Source organism: Cryobacterium sp. TMT2-10 (assembly GCF_004403075.1).
In the GTDB taxonomy this organism is placed as follows: Bacteria; Actinomycetota; Actinomycetes; order Actinomycetales; family Microbacteriaceae; genus Cryobacterium; species Cryobacterium shii.
Window position 1 is genome coordinate 1 of record NZ_SOGW01000096.1, and the last position, 16,366, is coordinate 16,366.

Below are 16,366 nucleotides of genomic sequence, written 5' to 3' on the forward strand. Positions count from 1 at the left end.
CGGGTGAGAGTGCCCGTTCCGGTCGAGAGTGACCGTGCTACCGGGCACTCTCGACCGGAACAGGCACACTCCGGGCGGCCCGGGTGCCTCCGGGGCCGGTCCGGCCCGGGAGGGGGCGCCGTCGCGGCGCACCCTGTGCCCGCCGGCGCACGGTAAATCCTGCGCCCGCGAGCACAACCTGCGCCCCGAGAAACCCGCGCCACGAGAACGGTGATCCGCGGGATCCCAACGGCAGCCTGGGCGGGCGCTTACACACGTGATCTGGCGGGCAGCCGGGCCGTCAGGGCACCGGAGGCGCCAGCGTCGGAGGTCCCTGGCACAGTCGTCGACGTGGATGAATCACGAAAGACCACAGATCCAGTCCTCAGGGCGCACTTCGAAGCGATTCGCCAGGACCACGAGAACGTCCTGCGCCGCACCGCCGAGTACGATGCCCTGGTCGCTGAGGCTCGTCGGTTCGAGAAAGCCATCCGGCGTGCCGGGACGAGAGCACGGCGAGCGAACGGCAGTACGTGACATTCAGCGGGCGACGGCGAGTGGCCTGACTCAGCGCTGCGGGAAGTTGTGCGGCAGAGTGCTGAGCACCGGCTGCAGGCGCTCCAGGCGGTCGCGCTCCAGGATCAGGGCGGCGAACTCGCGCGAGCGACGCACGGCCGCCACCCCGGCCAGGAACAACTCGGGCGGCACCGGGGGGAGGGGTGAGACAAAGGGAGCTGCCTCGGCGGCCAGGCTCTCGGCCAGGCGCACCCGGGTCGGGGGCGTCAGTTTCGCCGCCTGGTCCAGAAATTGAGCGATGCGGCGGGACAGGCGGTCGGGCAGCCGGATGATGTCGACCGTCTGCGCCCAGGTCTCGAGTTCCTCCGGCAGCCCGTGCACGGCGACCCGAAGCGTTGGCACTCGCTCGTGCTGGCTGTAGGTGCCGGCCAGGAGGTCACCCAGACGCTTCGACTTGCCGTTCAGCAGTGCCGTCGTGGCGGCCAGGCCGCCGAAGGTGAGGTAGATCTCGATCACGCCGAGCAGTGCGCGGATGAAGGCGTGCCGCAACTGGATTGCGCCGCCGTCGTCTCGCACGATCCGCGCCCCGATGGCGAGTTTGCCCAGGGATCGCCCGCCGGAGAGTGTTTCGACGGTCATCGGCACAACCAGGATGGAGAACACCAGCCCCACGATGCCGAGAGCCCGCACGAGCGCATCGTCGAGGGCCTGACCGGCCAGGATCGAGACGATGTAGGCCATCGCGAGGAAGAGCAGCAGGTACGCGACCCAATCGATGATCGTGCCCGCTGCCCGCAGGATGACGCTGGCCGGCCGCACGTCGAGCGCGACGGCCTCCCCCGTGAGGAGTTCATACTCGCTCAGCGGATACTCGCCGTGATCGGCCACATTAGCGGACTGCGCCATGTCTACTATTAGAACAGATGGACCTTGACGCGTATTCAGCGGCGCACCGCGCCGAATGGGGCCGCCTGGCCGAACTCGGCTCGCAGCGGCGGCTGTCCGGCGCGCAATCCGACGAGCTGATCGAGCGTTATCAGGCGGGTGCGACGCAGCTCTCCTTCATCAAGACCACCACCGGGTCGACCGTGCAGGGCGACCGTCTTTCCGTGGCGCTGTCCCGGGCCCGGTTGAGGTTCACCGGCGCCAGCGCCAGCGTGGTCTCCCAGATTCCGCGGTTCTTCGTGCTGCAGCTGCCGGCGGCCCTCTATCGCCTGCGCTGGCTGACCCTGGCGGTGGCGTTGGTCACGGTCGTGGTGGCCGGCCTCTACGCGATGTGGGTATCCGGGGACCCGCAGGTACTCGCCAACATCGGCTCCGACGCGCAGCTCCAAAAACTCGTCAACGAAGACTTCGTCAACTACTACTCCGAGAACCCGGCGGCATCCTTCACCGGCCAGGTCTGGACCAACAACGCGTGGATCGCCGCCCAGTGCATCGCCTTCGGCATTCTCGGCGTGTACGTGCCTTACATCGTGCTGCAGAACGCGCAGAACGTGGGGATCACGGCAGCCGTCATGTTCGCCTACGGCAAGGGCGACGTGTTCTTCCTCTACATCGCCCCGCACGGCATGCTCGAACTGACCGCCATCTTCGTGGCCGCCGCCGGAGGGCTCCGCATTTTCTGGGCCTGGATCGCCCCGGGCCCCCGCACCCGCGGCCAGGCCCTGGCCGAAGACGCGCGCGCACTGTCCACGGTGGCGATCGGTCTGATGTTCGTCCTGCTGGTCTCCGGGGTGATCGAGGGTTTCGTCACCCCGGCACCCTGGCCCTGGCCGGTCAAGATAGGCATCGGGGCTGCTGCCCTGCTGGCGTTCCTGGCCTACATGCTGGTGCTCGGCGGCCGCGCGGTGCGGGCGGGGGAGACCGGCGACCTGGCCGAATTCGAGGCCGGCAGCACTCGGATCTACGCGGCGTAGCCCTGCAGATCACCAGCCGCGGCCCGTGGCGCGAGCGCCCGCGGCCCGCGACTCAGAGGCGGCCGGCCGACTTCAAGGCGATGTACCGGTCGGCCAGGTCCGGCGGCAGATCGGCGGGCGCCCCGGTGACGACGTCCGCGCCCTGCTGACGGATGGCGGCCGACACCCGGGCCACGTCCAGCAGGGCCCGTTCGGCCGCCGCCGCCCGGTAGATCTCCTCGCGGTTGCCGCGTTCGCGGGTGGCCTGCAGGGTGGTGGGGTCGGTGACGGATGCCACGACGACGGTGTGGTGCCGGGTCAGCTGCGGCAGCATGGAGAGCAGCGCACTCGAGGCGCCGGCCGCATCGATCGAGGTGATCAGCACCACCAGTGCTCGCTGGGTGGTGACCTGGCGCACCTGGCCGGGCACCGAGGACCAGTCGGTCTCGATCAGCTCGGGTTCGATCATGGCCATCGTGTCGACCATGCGGGAGAGCAGCTCCGCTCCCTGCGCGCCCTGCACCCGCCCACGGGTGCGGCGGTCGTAGGCGATGAAGTCGACGCGGTCGCCGGCCTTCGATGCCAGTGCGGCGAGCAGCAGCGACGCCTCGAAGGCCGTGTCGAGGCGGGGCTCGTCGTCCACCCGCGCCGCCGAGGTGCGGCCGCTGTCGACGACGATGACGACCCGGCGGTCCCGTTCGGGCCGCCAGGTGCGCACCATGGTGTCGCCGCGCCTGGCCGTGGCCCGCCAGTCGATGGAGCGCACGTCGTCGCCCCGAACGTACTCGCGCAGGGAATCGAATTCGGTGCCCTGACCGCGCACCAGCAGGCTGGTGCGCCCGTCGAGTTCCTTGAGCCGGGTGATCCGCGAGGGCAGGTGTTTGCGCGCGTTGAAGGGCGGCAGAACCCGGATGCGCCCCGGCGCCAGCAGCGTCGCCTGCCGCGCCCACAGCCCGAGTGGCCCGGATGAGCGCACGGTCACCTGCTCCACCCTCCGCTCGCCGCGCCGAATCGGGGTCAACGTCAGCGACGCCAGGCGTCGTTCCCCGCGCGGCACGGTCAGCGGGGTGCGGTTGTTCCCGGCGCCGGCGGAGGGCTGCCAGGCATCCCGCAGCACCAGTCTCAGGTCCCGGGTACCGGTGTTGCTCAGGTACAGGTCGCTCGTCACGGACTCGCCCAGGCGCACCCGGGCGGGCAGGTTCCTGGCCAGGCCGATCGCGCGGGGCGACCCGGCGAGCGACAGGTCGAGGATGCCGAGGGCCAGCACGGTCAGCAGCCACAGCCCGAGCACGGCCGCCGCGGTGCCGGGCGTTCGCCCGAGCAGCACGATCGGCACGACGCCGAGGGCGACGAGGGCGACGAACCGGCCGGTGAGCGTCACGTTAGATCGGGACCTGCACCTGAGCGAGCACCGCGCGCAGGATCGCGTCCACCGACACGCCTTCGAGTTCGGCTTCGGGCCGCAGCTGCAACCGGTGCCGCCAGACCGGCAGCACCATGGCCTGCACGTGGTCGGGGGTGATCGAGTCGTACCCGCTCAGCCAGGCCCAGGCCTTCGCCGACGCGAGCAACGCCGTCGTGCCGCGCGGGCTGACCCCGAGCTTCACCGACGGGCTGCGCCGGGTGGCCCGGGCCAGGTCGACGATGTAGCCGAGCACGTCCGCGCTGGCGCCCACGGATGCCGCCGCCGCCTGCGCCGCCCTCAGCTCGTCCGGGCCGAGCACGGCGGTCACCCCGGCTCCGGCCAGGTCGCGCGGGTTGAAGCCGGTCGCGTGCCGCCGCAGCACCTCGAACTCCGCGTCGCGCTCCGGGATGTCGAGCACGAGCTTGAGCAGGAATCGGTCCAGCTGTGCCTCCGGCAGCGTGTAGGTGCCCTCGTATTCGATCGGGTTCATTGTCGCCGCGACGATGAATGGATCCGGCAGGGGAAGGGAAACGCCGTCGACGCTGACCTGTCGTTCCTCCATCGCCTCCAGCAGGGCCGATTGGGTCTTCGGCGGGGTGCGGTTGATCTCGTCGGCCAGCAGGATGTTCGTGAACACCGGCCCTTTCCGAAATTCGAACTCGCCGACCCTGGCGTCGTACACGAGCGAACCGGTCACGTCCCCCGGCATCAGGTCGGGGGTGAACTGCACCCGCTTGGTCTCCAGGCTGAGCGCGTGGCTGAGCGAGCGCACGAGGAGGGTCTTGGCGACCCCCGGCACACCCTCCACCAGCACGTGACCGCGGGCCAGCAGCGCGATGATCAGGCCCGTCACGGCGCCGTCCTGCCCGACGACGGCCTTGCCGACCTCGGTGCGCACCTGGGCGAGCGAGCCTCGCAGGGTATCGACAGCGGTGTGAGTGCTCATGAGTCCATTCTTCCGGGTGGCGGTGGGGTTATCGCTCGGCTGGTCGCCCGCTCGAGCTCCTGGAGGCGGTCGGAGAGGGCGACCAGCTCGGCATCGGTCGCGGGCACGCGGTCGACGAGGACGGACCGCACCTCGCCGCTCGGCCGGTCGGTCACCCGGGCCACGGCCTGGATCACGTCGTCGAGGTTCGCCAGGCGGGACAGCCCGACCTGGCCGGCGAGGCGCTGCACGGCCCCGACCCGCAGCGCGTCGAGAGCACGCAGGCGGGCGCCGCTGCGGGCGTACAGGCGGGCCCGGCCCTCCATCGTTTCGCTGGCACGCACGGTGACCGGCAGATTCTCGGCGACGAGGGGACCGAACCTCCTCCCGCGCCAGATCATCGCGGCCAGAGTGACGAAGACGAGGATCACCAGGGTGGGGGTGACCCAGCCTGGCGTCAGCTCGCCGAGCGAGGGGGGCCCGGTCCGCTCCACGTCCGCGATCGTCGGCAGGTACCAGACGACCTCGTCACCGGCTCCGAGCAGGTTGAGCGCGAGGGCCGCGTTTCCGGCGAGGGCGATCCGGTCGTTGCTGAACAATGAATCGTCCGCCACCAGAGTCAGGGTCCGACCAGATGCGACGCGTTCGACCACGGAGAACGCGCCGGTTGCCGAGGTGAAGCAGCCGGTCAGACCGGCCGAACCGGCCGGGAAGGTGAGTGTGCGCTCGCCGGGGGGCAGGGTCCCCGCTTTCACCGCGGCCGGCACGGAGCATCCGGCCGGCGCAGCCTTCTTGTCGGCGACGCCGCCGAAACCCACCTCGGGGGCGAGCGTCTGCAGCAGCAGGAAATCCGGGCCGGCGACCACGGTGCGCGGTGCCAGGCCGGCCATGGCGGTGAGCCGGTCGGCGGTGAGGAGTCCGCCCTCGTCGAAGAAGAAGACGGTCGGGTTCTCGGCCCGCCCGGCCGCGGTGCGCGCCTCGGCGAGGGTGTCGGCCACCGTCACGGACACGCCCTCGTGCTGCAGAACTTCGACCAGGGCCCGGCCGCCGGGCTGGGCGGCGCTGTCTGCGGCGAGGGGAGGCTTGCCCGCGCTGGTGCCGCCGGCGAGGAGCGTGGCGACGATCGCGACGAGAAGGGCCCCCGCCCCGGCCAGAACCCAGAACCGCACCCTGCGACCGGTGGCGCGCAGGGTCGGCGTGAGGGCGATCGCGTTCTCGGTCGACGGGCCGGCCGCAGAGACCGGGGTGACCGTCGCCGGCGCAGCCGCCTGCACGGTGGCTCCCCGGGGCGCGGGCGTCATGCGAGGGCCGACGGGGCGGGATCTTCGCGGCGTGCGGGCCGAGCGGAGCGGAGGTCGGCCTCGAGTGCGGCCAGCGCGAGGAAACGGGCCTCCGTGCCGACCACCCCGAGATAGCGCACCCCGTCGAAGGTCTCGGCGGCCTCGGCCAGCCTGACCGTCTCCGCGGGGAACGCCTCGGCCGCCCGGGCGGCGAACGAGTGCGCGGTGGTGCCGGGCAGGGCGACCAGGATCGTGCGCTCGGACAGCTCACGCGCCAGCGCGCGGAACATCTCCGCACTGGCCAGGCTCCAGTCCCGGTGGGAGGCCGCGGCGAGAGCCGCTCGGCGCAGGTCCGCGGCGGACCGGCGGTCGTCGACCCCGAACAGGTCGGCCGGAAGGCGGCTGCGCCGGTTCAGCCGGGGCAGCCCGAAAATGAGCAGCGCCGGCACGACGATGGCCGCCAGCACCACCGTGACGATGAGCGGAATCCAGCCGGCGAGGCCATCACCGGACGGTGCGGTGAGTGAACCGAACCAGTCGAGCACGGCCGAGGACACCCGGTCGAACCAGGTCGGCCGGGCCGCCTGGTAGGGGGCCTTGGCGAGTTCTTCCCGCAGCCACCGCTGCGCCTCGGGTGCGTCCGGATCGACCGGAATCGTTCCCCGCACCATCGTTTCGAGCCCCCAGTCGATCATGCCCGCACGGTCTCCGGCCCTGAAACCGCCGGGGTCGACACCAGGTAGGGGTCAGGCACGTCGCTGCCGGGGACCGATTCGACGAAGCGCGCCAGTTCGAGGTCGAGGCCTTCCTTGCGCATCCGCAGGTCGATGTAGATCAGGGCGGTCGTGGCCGACTGCACCACCGACACCACGGCGCCGAGCACCAATGCGACGAAGATGATCAGCACGTACAGGATGACCGAGGGCAGGTAGGCGTCCAGGGCCGCGTTCGGGTCGACGAGAGACACGGCGACGCCGAACAGAAGCGACAGCGGTGTCGACACCACCTGGGCCACGATGTTGACGATGGCGGCAACCAGGAACTGCACGCCCAGGGTGCGCCAGAAGTAGCCCTGGGTGAGCGACCAGGATCGACGCACGGCCGCCCCGATGCCCAGGCGCTCGAGCACGATCAGGCTCGGCACGAGCGAGGTCCTCGTGAACAGCCAGGCGCCGAGGGAGAGGAGCGCGAGCGAGCCGAGGATGCCGCTGACCACGGCCAGCGCCACCCACCCTCCGCCGATCATGACGAAGGCCGCCACTGCGCCCGCCACCACGCCGATCCCCACGATCAAGCCGGCGCTGAGCAGGCAGGTCCAGAGCGCCAAAGGCCACAGGCGGCGTCCCGCCGAGCGCCACAGCGCCCCGAGCCGGAGTTTCTCGCCGAGCGTGGCCCGGGCCACCTCGACCACGATGACGCCCTGCAGCAGGGCGGACGCGAGCACGGACAGGGCCAGCGGCACGAGCGCCGAGAGCACGATCGTCAGGGTGGCGCCGGCCTCGACCTGGGCGCGGTCCTCGATCGGGGCGCTGGCGACGCGGTCGAGCGCGAAGAAGGTGACGAGCCCGACCACGACGAGCGTGATGAGGGTGATGGCGCCCTGCACGAGCAGGGCGCTGCCGAAGGTGGCCTTCGGGTTGCGCCGGAGAACCTGGAACGGCGCCCAGAGCAGGGTGCCGAAGCCGAGCGGTCGCAGCGGGATCAGTCCCGGACGCGGCGGCGGGGTCCACGCGCCGGTCGGAGGCTGTGCGCCGAAGGCAGGAGCAGGGCGCCCGTCATCGTTCGGGGAGTGCCAGTTCTGCGGGTCCGTCACGGATCCTATGCTGGCATACCTCGGCCCTGAATAAGGATGTTGAGCGGTCACACGGCACACTCGACTACTCTTAGCCCAGAGATTGACTGACTCACCGGGGTATTTTGGGTGACTGAGTGGAAAACGGTTTGATGAACGCACGTATTTTGGTCGTCGATGACGACACCGCACTGGCAGAGATGATCGGCATCGTGCTCAACGCCGAGGGGTTCGACCCGGTCTTCTGCGCGGACGGCTCCCTCGCGCTGGAGGCATTCCGCGCCGCCAAACCGGATCTCGTGCTGCTGGACCTGATGCTGCCGGGCCTGGACGGAATCGAGGTGTGCAGCCTCATCCGTGCCGAGTCCGGAACGCCCATCATCATGCTCACCGCTCGAACGGACACGACCGACGTCGTCAAAGGCCTCGAATCCGGCGCGGACGACTACATGGTGAAACCGTTCAACCCCAAGGAACTCGTCGCCCGCATCCGGACGCGCCTGCGGCCGGTCTCGACGGACACGATTTCCAGCCTGCAGATCGGGGACCTGGTCGTCGACGCCGCCGGGCACGAGGTGCGGCGGGGCGATCGCCAGATCAACCTCACGCCGCTCGAGTTCGACCTGCTCCTCGCGCTCGCCTCCAAGCCGCAGCAGGTCTTCACCCGCGAGATGCTGCTCGAGCAGGTCTGGGGTTACCACTACAAGGCGGATACCCGCCTGGTGAATGTGCACGTCCAGCGTCTGCGGGCCAAGGTCGAAGACGACCCGGACAACCCCCGCATCGTGATGACGGTGCGCGGCGTCGGCTACCGGGCCGGCGTGGCCGGGTAGGTTTTTCGTGGTCGTTCGCACCGGAGCCGCCCGCTTCACCTGGCGGGACTGGCGGGACTGGCGGGACTGGCGGGACTGGCCCGCCCGGATCGCCGCGACCTGGCGCTCGTCCCTGCAATTCCGCACGGTGACCATCACTGTGGCACTGTCGGGCATGGCGATCGGCGTGGTCGGGGTCTACGTGTCCGTCAGCGTGGGCAACGACCTCTTCCAATCCCGTCTCAGCCAGGTCCTGGTCGATTCGAGCCGGGCGACCGCCGCCGCGCAGGGCATCTTCGACGCCTCCGACGCCGCGGACCGGGTGGAGGTGCAGGCACTGGTCGGTTCCGCCCGCACCCTGATCACCGCGGCGTCCTCGAGCCAGCTGATCGCCATCTTCCGCGTGCCCGGGCAGGACGCCTCGACCGTGGCTCCCCAGGATTCCTCCTCCTTCGGCGATTCGAACGGAGTCATCACGAGCGATCTCCGCTCCTCCGTGCAGGACAACGCCGGGGAACAGTTCTGGCAGTCGGTGACGCTCGCGACGGATGACGGCGGGCAGGCCCCGGGGATCGTCGTCGGGTCGCAGATCGCGGTCCCGGTCGCCGGCCGGTACGAGCTCTACATCGGCTACAGCCTGGCCGACGCCGAGTCGACGCTGCTCTTCGTGCAGCGCACCCTCGGCGTGGCGGGCCTGATCCTGATCCTGCTGATCGGCGGGGTGACCTGGATCGTCGTGCGCTTCGTGGTGACGCCCATCCGCGTTGCGGCCGCCACCAGCCAGAGGCTCGCCTCCGGTGACCTCGGCGTCCGGATCCCGGAGAAGGGGGAGGACGTCATCGCGACCCTTGCCCGGTCGTTCAACGGGATGGCGGACAGCATGCAGAGCCAGATCAAGGAGCTTGCGGACCTCTCCGAGGTGCAGCAGCGCTTCGTGTCCGACGTCTCCCATGAACTCCGCACCCCGCTGACCACCATCCGGCTGGCCGGCGACGTGCTCTACGACCAGCGGTCCACCTTCCCGCCGGCCATCGAACGCACTGCCGAACTCCTGCACACCCAGGTCGAACGGTTCGAACTGCTGCTGAGCGACCTGCTCGAGATCAGCAAGTACGACGCGGGCTCCGTGCAGCTGGAGACCGAGCCGACCAACCTGGTGCACCTCGCCGAGGACGCCATCGACGGTCTGCGATCCCTGGGTGAGTCGAAGGGCACCGATCTCATGCTGGTCGCGCCGGGCGGGCATCTGGACGCCGAGGTCGACCCCCGCCGCATCCGTCGGATCATGCACAACCTGATCGGCAACGCGATCGAGCACGGGGAGGGCCGGCCCATCATCGTGTCCGTCGACAGCAACGAAAGCGCCGTGGCGCTGTCCGTGCGTGACTACGGGATGGGCATGAGCCCGGCCGAGATGGCTCACGTCTTCGACCGGTTCTGGCGCGCCGACCCGTCCCGCAAGCGCACCATCGGCGGCACGGGTCTCGGCCTGTCCATCTCCCTCGAGGACGCGGTCGTACACGGCGGCTGGCTGCAGGTCTGGTCCCGGCCGGGTGAAGGGTCCTGTTTCCGGCTGACCCTGCCCCGACTGGCGAACGGCGAGTTGTCGACGTCGCCGAGCCCGCTGCCGCCGGACGATGCCGGGGCGGCGAGTCCCGCCGCCGTCCTCCGCGGAACGGAGGAGAACGATGCATGACCGCACCCGATTCCTGGGCGCACTGGCCGTGTGCGCGCTGCTGCTGACCGGATGCTCCGGCATCCCGAGCGAGGGCGGGGTACGAGCCGGCCAGGCCGCGCAGCCCGGCTCCACGCCGGCGCCCGTCTTCCTGCCGTCCCGGCCGCAGAAGGACGCCAGCCCCGAAGGGATCCTGCGCGGCTTCATCGACGCCGCCACCAGCCCGGAGAACGACTACGCGATCGCCCGGGAGTTCCTGGCGCCGAACTACAGCGGCGCGTGGGAGCCAGACACCGGTGTGACCATCGACGACGGAACCGGCCGCAGCATCGTCGCGGTGGGAGACACCCAGCAGATGCAGTTCTCGGTCAACCCGGTCGCCGAGGTCGACGCGGCCGGTGAGTACCGCGAGATGGAGTCCTCCGCGGCGGTCTCCCTTCGCTACCAGTTCGTGCAGGTCGGCGGGCAGTGGCGGATCAGCGCGGCACCGAACGGCACGGTGATCGACCGGAACATCTTCGGTGACGTGTTCACCTCCCAGGCCCTCTACTTCTTCGACCCGGGCTACGCCTATCTGGTGCCCGACCTGCGCTGGTACCCGCGCGGGGCGGCCACCCTGACGAAGATCGTCAACGGCCTGCTCGGCGGACCCAGTCCATGGCTCAGCAAGGCCGTCTCGACGGCTTTCCCGGACGGCACCAAGCTCACAGCGGATGCCGTTCAGGTCGTCGCGCGGGACGCCAAGGTCGACCTCAACAGCGAAGCCCTCAACGCCGACCGGGTCACCCTGCAGCGGATGGAGGCCCAGCTCCGCGCCAGCCTGCCGCCCGGGCTGACCGTGAGCATCACCATCAACCGCAACTCGCAGGAGATCGGCGACCTGGGCGCCAGCGCCCCGGCCCTGAACCCCCGCGTCGACGCCCGGGCGCTGATCCTCCGGGAGGGGGAATTCGGCTTCCTCGCCGCGACCGGCAAGGCCATCACGTCCATCCCAGGCCTATCGGAGACGGTCGTTTCCCTGAACCCGACCGCCGTCGTGCTCTCGCCGGGCCAGACGATGGCGGCTGTCCTGGCCGCCGGGGGCGTGTACGGGGTGCGGGTCGGCGACGACCCCGTACTGCTCGACCCGCGTGCGGGCCTGATCCCGCCCGCGGTGGACAACTTCGGGTTCGTCTGGTCCGTGCCGTCGAGCCGGCCGGGGGAGCTGTTCGTGTACGGGCTGAACGGGGACGCCGTCGCCGTGCCGACGCCCTGGTCGGAAGCCTCGGCGATCCAGTCGCTGCGGGTGTCGCGGGACGGCACCCGGCTGATCGCTCTCCTCCGGAACGGGACGGACACGCGGTTCGTCGTCGTGGCGATCACCCGGGAGAAGAACATGCCGGTCTCCCTCGGCGACGCGGTGCAGCTGGCCTCCGAGGCCGGTGTCCCCGTCGACGCAACCTGGATCGACGAGCTCACGGTGGCCTACCTGAACCGGTTGTCGAGCGGAGAGGAACGGATCGTGACCCAGCAGCTCGGCGGCGTCAGCGCCCGCCTCGAGTCCGCGCCGGACAGCACCGGGATCGTCGGCAGCAACAGCCTGCGCGACCTCCGGGCGATCTCGTCCACCGGGGGGCTCCTGGTGCAACGCGGGGTCGGCTGGCAGGAACGCCTCGGCGGTCTGACCCTCCTGGCCACCCAGCAGGGCATCGGCGGGTAGCTCCTCCACCGCCGCGCGGTGCCCCCGGCCCGCACAGGTCGGGGCCGCCGGACGCGCTCCGACGCGCCGGGGCGCACGCTGGCCGGATGAGGAGACCGGATCAAGCGGTGCGGGCCGCCCTCGACGCGTGGGCCGTGGTCATGCCCACCGTCTGCAGCGGCTGCGACGCCCCGGACCGCGCCCTGTGCCCCGCCTGCCGCCAGGCGTTGCTCCCGGCCGTGCATTCCTCCGAACGGCTGGGAGTGAGCATGTGGTCCGCCCTCGACTACACCGGAGTGCCCCGGCGCGTGCTGGGCGCCTTCAAGGACGGTGGGCGAACGGATGCCGCCGGCGCGCTCGCGGTGCCGCTGCGGGCGGCCATCGTCGCCGCCCTCGCCGCCCAACCGGAGCCGGGCATCCATCTGGTCACCATTCCCTCGTCCCGGGGCGCGTGGCGCAGCCGGGGCTACCACCCGGTGGAGTTGCTGCTGAGGCGGGCCGGGCTGCGCGCCAGCGGGGTGCTCAGGCCCTCCGCGGAGACGGTCGACCAGGTGGGTCTCGGCATCGAGGCCCGACGCCGCAACCGGGCCGGGTCGCTGACCGCCAGGCGGCCGCTCGGCGGTTTTCGGTGCCTGATCGTCGACGATATCCTGACCACCGGCGCCACCGTCCTCGAGGCGCGACGCGCCGTGCTGGATGCCGGCGGGCAGGTGGTCGGAGTGGCAACAGTGGCGGAAACACGGCGTCGTCATCCGGTCACCGGAGGTTCATCTGAAACTCGTTGACAAAAGCTGTGACTTATCCGGCGCACCGGGCTACGGTAATCATAAAGGCGCGTAATAATCGCCCAGATATGGGCGGTTCGCCAGATCTGGAGGTCGTCATGGAAACAAACATCGTGGGACGAAACCTGGGGATCACCGATCGTTTTCGGGAGTATGCCACCGAGAAGGCCGAGAAGGTCGCCGGCCTCGCGGACAAGGCCCTGGCTCTTGAAATCAAGCTGAGTCGGCACCGTGAGAAGAACGGGTCCACCGGAAATGACCGGGTCGAGTTGACCCTGATCGGCAAGGGTCCGATCGTTCGGGCCGAGGCGGACGGTTCCGACAAGTACGCCGCCTTCGACGTCGCGCTGGGCCGGTTGCTCGAGCGCGTGCGCCGGGCGAAGGACCGCCAGAAGGTGCACCGCGGCGGAGCCCACCGGCCGATCTCGCTGCACGACGCGGCATCCGTCGACTTCAGCGTCGTCGACATCAAGCCGGCCGACGCCGAGACCCTCGAGCGCGTGCGCACCGGGGCGATCAACATCGTCACCGATGAGGAAGCCGCGGCACCGGCAGAGGAGCCGGCCGAGGTCTACAGCCCGGTCGTCATCCGCCGCAAGGTGTTCGCCGCGTCCCCGATGACCGTCGACGATGCCCTGTACTTCATGGAACTCGTCGGGCACGACTTCTACCTGTTCCAGGACGCCGAGACGAAGCGCCCCAGCGTCGTCTACCGACGCAAGGGCTGGGACTACGGCGTCATCGAACTGGACGAGAACGCCGAAGAGGGCGGAGCGGCCGTGCAGTCGGCCGGATAACGCAGCCTCTGACCAACTAGCCTTGTTATAGTTGCCGAATATCGGTCGCTGCAAGCGTCCGACGACGACGACAGGCGTGTGCACACGCCGTGACGACTAGTGGAGTGCATTTCGTGGCCTCAATCCTGGAAAAGGTTCTTCGTGTTGGTGAAGGGCGCGTGCTGCGTCGCCTCGAGCAGTACGCGAAGGCCATCAACGCGCTCGAAGAAGACTTTGGCCACCTCACCGATGAGGAACTGAAGAACGAGACCGTGTTGCTGCGAGAGCGCTACTCGGGCGGTGAGTCGCTGGACGACTTGCTGCCCGAGGCGTTCGCGGCCGTGCGCGAAGCCTCCACCCGCACCCTCGGCCTGCGTCACTTCGACGTGCAGCTGATGGGCGGGGCCGCCCTGCACCTGGGCAACATTGCCGAGATGAAGACGGGTGAGGGCAAGACGCTGGTCGCCACGACCGCCGCCTACCTGAACGCCATCACCAGCCGCGGCGTGCACATCATCACGGTCAACGACTACCTCGCCAGCTACCAGAGCGAGCTGATGGGCCGCGTGTTCCGGGCCCTGGGCATGACCACCGGCTGCATCCTCTCCGGGCAGACGCCGGCCCAGCGCCACGACCAGTACCTCGCGGACATCACCTACGGCACGAACAACGAGTTCGGCTTCGACTACCTCCGGGACAACATGGCCTGGCAGGCATCCGACATGGTGCAGCGCGGGCACTACTACGCCATCGTCGACGAGGTCGACTCGATCCTGATCGACGAGGCGCGGACGCCGCTGATCATCTCCGGTCCGGCATCCGGCGAAGCGAACCGCTGGTTCACCGAGTTCGCCAGCCTGTCCAACCGGCTCATTCCCGACGTCGACTTCGAGGTCGACGAGAAGAAGCGCACCGTGGGCGTGCTGGAATCGGGCATCGAGAAGGTCGAGGACTACCTCGGCATCGACAACCTCTACGAGTCCGCGAACACCCCCCTGATCTCGTTCCTGAACAACGCCATCAAGGCCAACGCCCTGTTCAAGAAGGACAAGGACTACGTCGTGATGAACGGCGAGGTGCTCATCGTCGACGAGCACACCGGCCGCATCCTGATGGGCCGTCGGTACAACGAGGGCATCCACCAGGCCATCGAGGCCAAGGAGGGTGTGGCCGTCAAGGCAGAAAACCAGACCCTGGCCACGGTGACCCTGCAGAACTACTTCCGGCTCTACTCGAAGCTGTCCGGGATGACCGGTACGGCCGAGACCGAAGCCGCCGAGTTCATGAGCACGTACAAGCTCGGCGTGGTCTCCATCCCCACGAACAAGCCGATGAAGCGCATCGACCAGGCCGACCTCGTCTACAAGAACGAGGAAGCCAAATTCGGCCAGGTCGTCGAGGACATCGTCGCCCGGCACGAGAAGGGGCAGCCGGTCCTGGTCGGCACGACCAGCGTGGAGAAGAGCGAGTACCTGTCGCGGCTGCTGGCCAAGAAGGGCGTGCGCCACGAGGTCCTGAACGCCAAGAACCACGCCCGTGAGGCCGCGATCGTCGCGCAGGCCGGGCGTCTCGGTTCGGTCACCGTCGCCACCAACATGGCCGGTCGAGGAACCGACGTCATGCTCGGTGGCAACGCCGAGTTCCTCGCCGTCGCCGAGATGAACGCGAAGGGCCTGAGCCCGGTCGAGACGCCGGACGAGTACGAGACGGCCTGGGACGATGTGTTCGCGGGCGTCAGGGCCAAGGTCACCGAAGAGGCCGACAAGGTCGTCGAGGCCGGTGGCCTCTACGTGCTCGGTACGGAACGCCACGAGTCGCGCCGCATCGACAACCAGCTCCGTGGCCGCAGCGGCCGTCAGGGCGACCCCGGCGAGAGCCGCTTCTATCTGTCGCTCACCGACGACCTGATGCGCCTGTTCAACGCGGGTGCCGCCGAGAGCCTGATGGGTCGCCAGGGGATCCCCGACGACATGGCGATCGAGTCCAAGGTCGTCAGCCGCGCCATCCGCTCGGCGCAGTCGCAGGTTGAAGGCCGCAACGCGGAAATCCGCAAGAACGTGCTCAAGTACGACGACGTGCTGAACCGCCAGCGTGAGGCGATCTACGGGGACCGCCGCCACATCCTGGAGGGTGACGACCTGCACGAACGCACGCAGCGCTTCCTCGAGGACGTCATCGACGAGGTGCTCGACGTGCACACCGGCGACGGCAACGGCGATGACTGGGACTTCGACGCCCTCTGGACCGAACTCAAAACCCTGTACCCGGTGGGACTGACCATCGACGAGGTCGTCGCCGAGGCCGGGAACCGCGGCAAGATCAACCGCGACTTCATGCGACGCGAAATCATCTCGGACGCCAAGCTGGCCTACCAGCGCCGGGAAGAGTCCCTCGGTTCACCGGCGATGCGCGAACTCGAGCGTCGCGTGGTGCTGTCGGTCATCGACCGCCGGTGGCGCGAACACCTCTACGAGATGGACTACCTCAAGGACGGCATCGGCCTGCGCGCCATGGCCCAGCGCGACCCGCTGGTGGAATACCAGCGCGAGGGCTTCGCGATGTTCCAGCAGATGATGGGCCAAATCCGCGAGGAGACCGTCGGCTTCCTCTTCAACCTCGAGGTCGAGGTCAGCCAGGCCCCCGGTGCCGTGGCCAGCCCCGTCGTCGCGGCCAAGGGGCTCGCCCCGGCCGACGCCGCTGAGGAGAAGCTCAGCTTCACCGCCCCGAGCGACTCGGGCGGAGTCGAGGTGCGCGACCAGCGCGGCCAGATCCAGCAGGCGGCCACGGACCGTGCCCGCCGGGCCGGCGCCGCCACCCCCGCCGCCGACGAGACGGATGCCGCCCC

At 69.6% G+C, this 16,366-nt stretch carries 13 protein-coding genes; 7 read left to right on the forward strand and 6 right to left on the reverse strand.

The window, feature by feature from the left end; all coding sequences use genetic code 11:
* Positions 1-546 precede the first annotated feature (546 nt).
* Entirely contained in the window at positions 547-1,401 is an 855-nt protein-coding gene (locus tag E3T37_RS11380; protein WP_134366896.1) for an RDD family protein, read from the reverse strand.
* A 17-nt stretch (positions 1,402-1,418) separates the two neighbouring features.
* Between E3T37_RS11380 and E3T37_RS11385 the strand changes: the two genes are divergently transcribed.
* Entirely contained in the window at positions 1,419-2,414 is a 996-nt protein-coding gene (locus tag E3T37_RS11385; RefSeq protein ID WP_134366897.1) for a stage II sporulation protein M, read from the forward strand.
* A 52-nt stretch (positions 2,415-2,466) separates the two neighbouring features.
* Here the strand turns inward: E3T37_RS11385 and E3T37_RS11390 are convergent, their stop codons facing one another.
* From E3T37_RS11390 to E3T37_RS11410, 5 genes are read right to left on the reverse strand one after another with little or no spacing between them, the layout of a single operon-like run.
* Complete coding sequence (locus E3T37_RS11390) at positions 2,467-3,774, reverse strand: DUF58 domain-containing protein (protein ID WP_134366898.1); 1,308 nt, start codon at positions 3,772-3,774, stop codon at positions 2,467-2,469.
* Between the two features lies 1 nt (position 3,775).
* A complete protein-coding gene (locus tag E3T37_RS11395) occupies positions 3,776-4,744 on the reverse strand; it encodes a MoxR family ATPase (protein WP_134366899.1) in 969 nt (322 codons plus the stop codon).
* Entirely contained in the window at positions 4,741-6,024 is a 1,284-nt protein-coding gene (locus tag E3T37_RS16880) for a DUF4350 domain-containing protein (RefSeq protein WP_134410315.1), read from the reverse strand. The genes E3T37_RS11395 and E3T37_RS16880 overlap by 4 nt, the downstream gene beginning before the upstream one ends.
* Positions 6,021-6,698 carry a DUF4129 domain-containing protein gene (locus tag E3T37_RS11405; protein ID WP_134366900.1) on the reverse strand — a complete coding sequence of 226 codons (678 nt, stop codon included), beginning with the start codon at positions 6,696-6,698 and terminating at the stop codon, positions 6,021-6,023. Before E3T37_RS11405 ends, E3T37_RS16880 begins: the two co-directional genes overlap by 4 nt.
* Entirely contained in the window at positions 6,695-7,816 is a 1,122-nt protein-coding gene (locus E3T37_RS11410; RefSeq protein ID WP_134366901.1) for a hypothetical protein, read from the reverse strand. The genes E3T37_RS11405 and E3T37_RS11410 overlap by 4 nt, the downstream gene beginning before the upstream one ends.
* A 131-nt stretch (positions 7,817-7,947) precedes the next feature.
* On the opposite strand from E3T37_RS11410, the gene mtrA reads away from it, so the two are divergent.
* From mtrA to secA, 6 genes are all read left to right on the forward strand, one after another.
* Positions 7,948-8,628: an MtrAB system response regulator MtrA gene (mtrA, locus tag E3T37_RS11415; protein WP_134366902.1), complete on the forward strand. Its 681-nt coding sequence runs from the start codon at positions 7,948-7,950 to the stop codon at positions 8,626-8,628.
* 7 nt (positions 8,629-8,635) lie between these two features.
* On the forward strand, positions 8,636-10,303 hold the full coding sequence (gene mtrB, locus E3T37_RS11420) for an MtrAB system histidine kinase MtrB (protein WP_241975983.1): 1,668 nt from the start codon (positions 8,636-8,638) through the stop codon (positions 10,301-10,303).
* On the forward strand, positions 10,296-11,981 hold the full coding sequence (locus E3T37_RS11425) for an LpqB family beta-propeller domain-containing protein (RefSeq protein WP_134366903.1): 1,686 nt from the start codon (positions 10,296-10,298) through the stop codon (positions 11,979-11,981). Before mtrB ends, E3T37_RS11425 begins: the two co-directional genes overlap by 8 nt.
* 86 nt (positions 11,982-12,067) lie before the next feature.
* A complete protein-coding gene (locus E3T37_RS11430; protein WP_134366904.1) occupies positions 12,068-12,745 on the forward strand; it encodes a ComF family protein in 678 nt (225 codons plus the stop codon).
* Between the two features lie 98 nt (positions 12,746-12,843).
* Positions 12,844-13,542 (forward strand): ribosome hibernation-promoting factor, HPF/YfiA family, encoded by a 699-nt coding sequence (hpf, locus tag E3T37_RS11435; protein WP_134366905.1) that lies wholly within the window; start codon positions 12,844-12,846, stop codon positions 13,540-13,542.
* A 113-nt stretch (positions 13,543-13,655) separates the two neighbouring features.
* The coding region (secA, locus tag E3T37_RS11440; protein WP_134366906.1) for a preprotein translocase subunit SecA at positions 13,656-16,366 on the forward strand (2,711 nt) is incomplete at its 3' end.

What these genes read in the sequence shown, in the direction of transcription:
- E3T37_RS11380 (WP_134366896.1), bottom strand. Translation starts at nt 1,401, where the DNA reads ATGGCGCAGTCCGCTAATGTGGCCGATCACGGCGAGTATCCGCTGAGC.
- E3T37_RS11385 (WP_134366897.1), top strand. Translation starts at nt 1,419, where the DNA reads ATGGACCTTGACGCGTATTCAGCGGCGCACCGCGCCGAATGGGGCCGC.
- E3T37_RS11395 (WP_134366899.1), bottom strand. Translation starts at nt 4,744, where the DNA reads ATGAGCACTCACACCGCTGTCGATACCCTGCGAGGCTCGCTCGCCCAG.
- E3T37_RS16880 (WP_134410315.1), bottom strand. Translation starts at nt 6,024, where the DNA reads ATGACGCCCGCGCCCCGGGGAGCCACCGTGCAGGCGGCTGCGCCGGCG.
- E3T37_RS11405 (WP_134366900.1), bottom strand. Translation starts at nt 6,698, where the DNA reads ATGATCGACTGGGGGCTCGAAACGATGGTGCGGGGAACGATTCCGGTC.
- mtrA (WP_134366902.1), top strand. Translation starts at nt 7,948, where the DNA reads ATGAACGCACGTATTTTGGTCGTCGATGACGACACCGCACTGGCAGAG.
- E3T37_RS11425 (WP_134366903.1), top strand. Translation starts at nt 10,296, where the DNA reads ATGCATGACCGCACCCGATTCCTGGGCGCACTGGCCGTGTGCGCGCTG.
- E3T37_RS11430 (WP_134366904.1), top strand. Translation starts at nt 12,068, where the DNA reads ATGAGGAGACCGGATCAAGCGGTGCGGGCCGCCCTCGACGCGTGGGCC.
- hpf (WP_134366905.1), top strand. Translation starts at nt 12,844, where the DNA reads ATGGAAACAAACATCGTGGGACGAAACCTGGGGATCACCGATCGTTTT.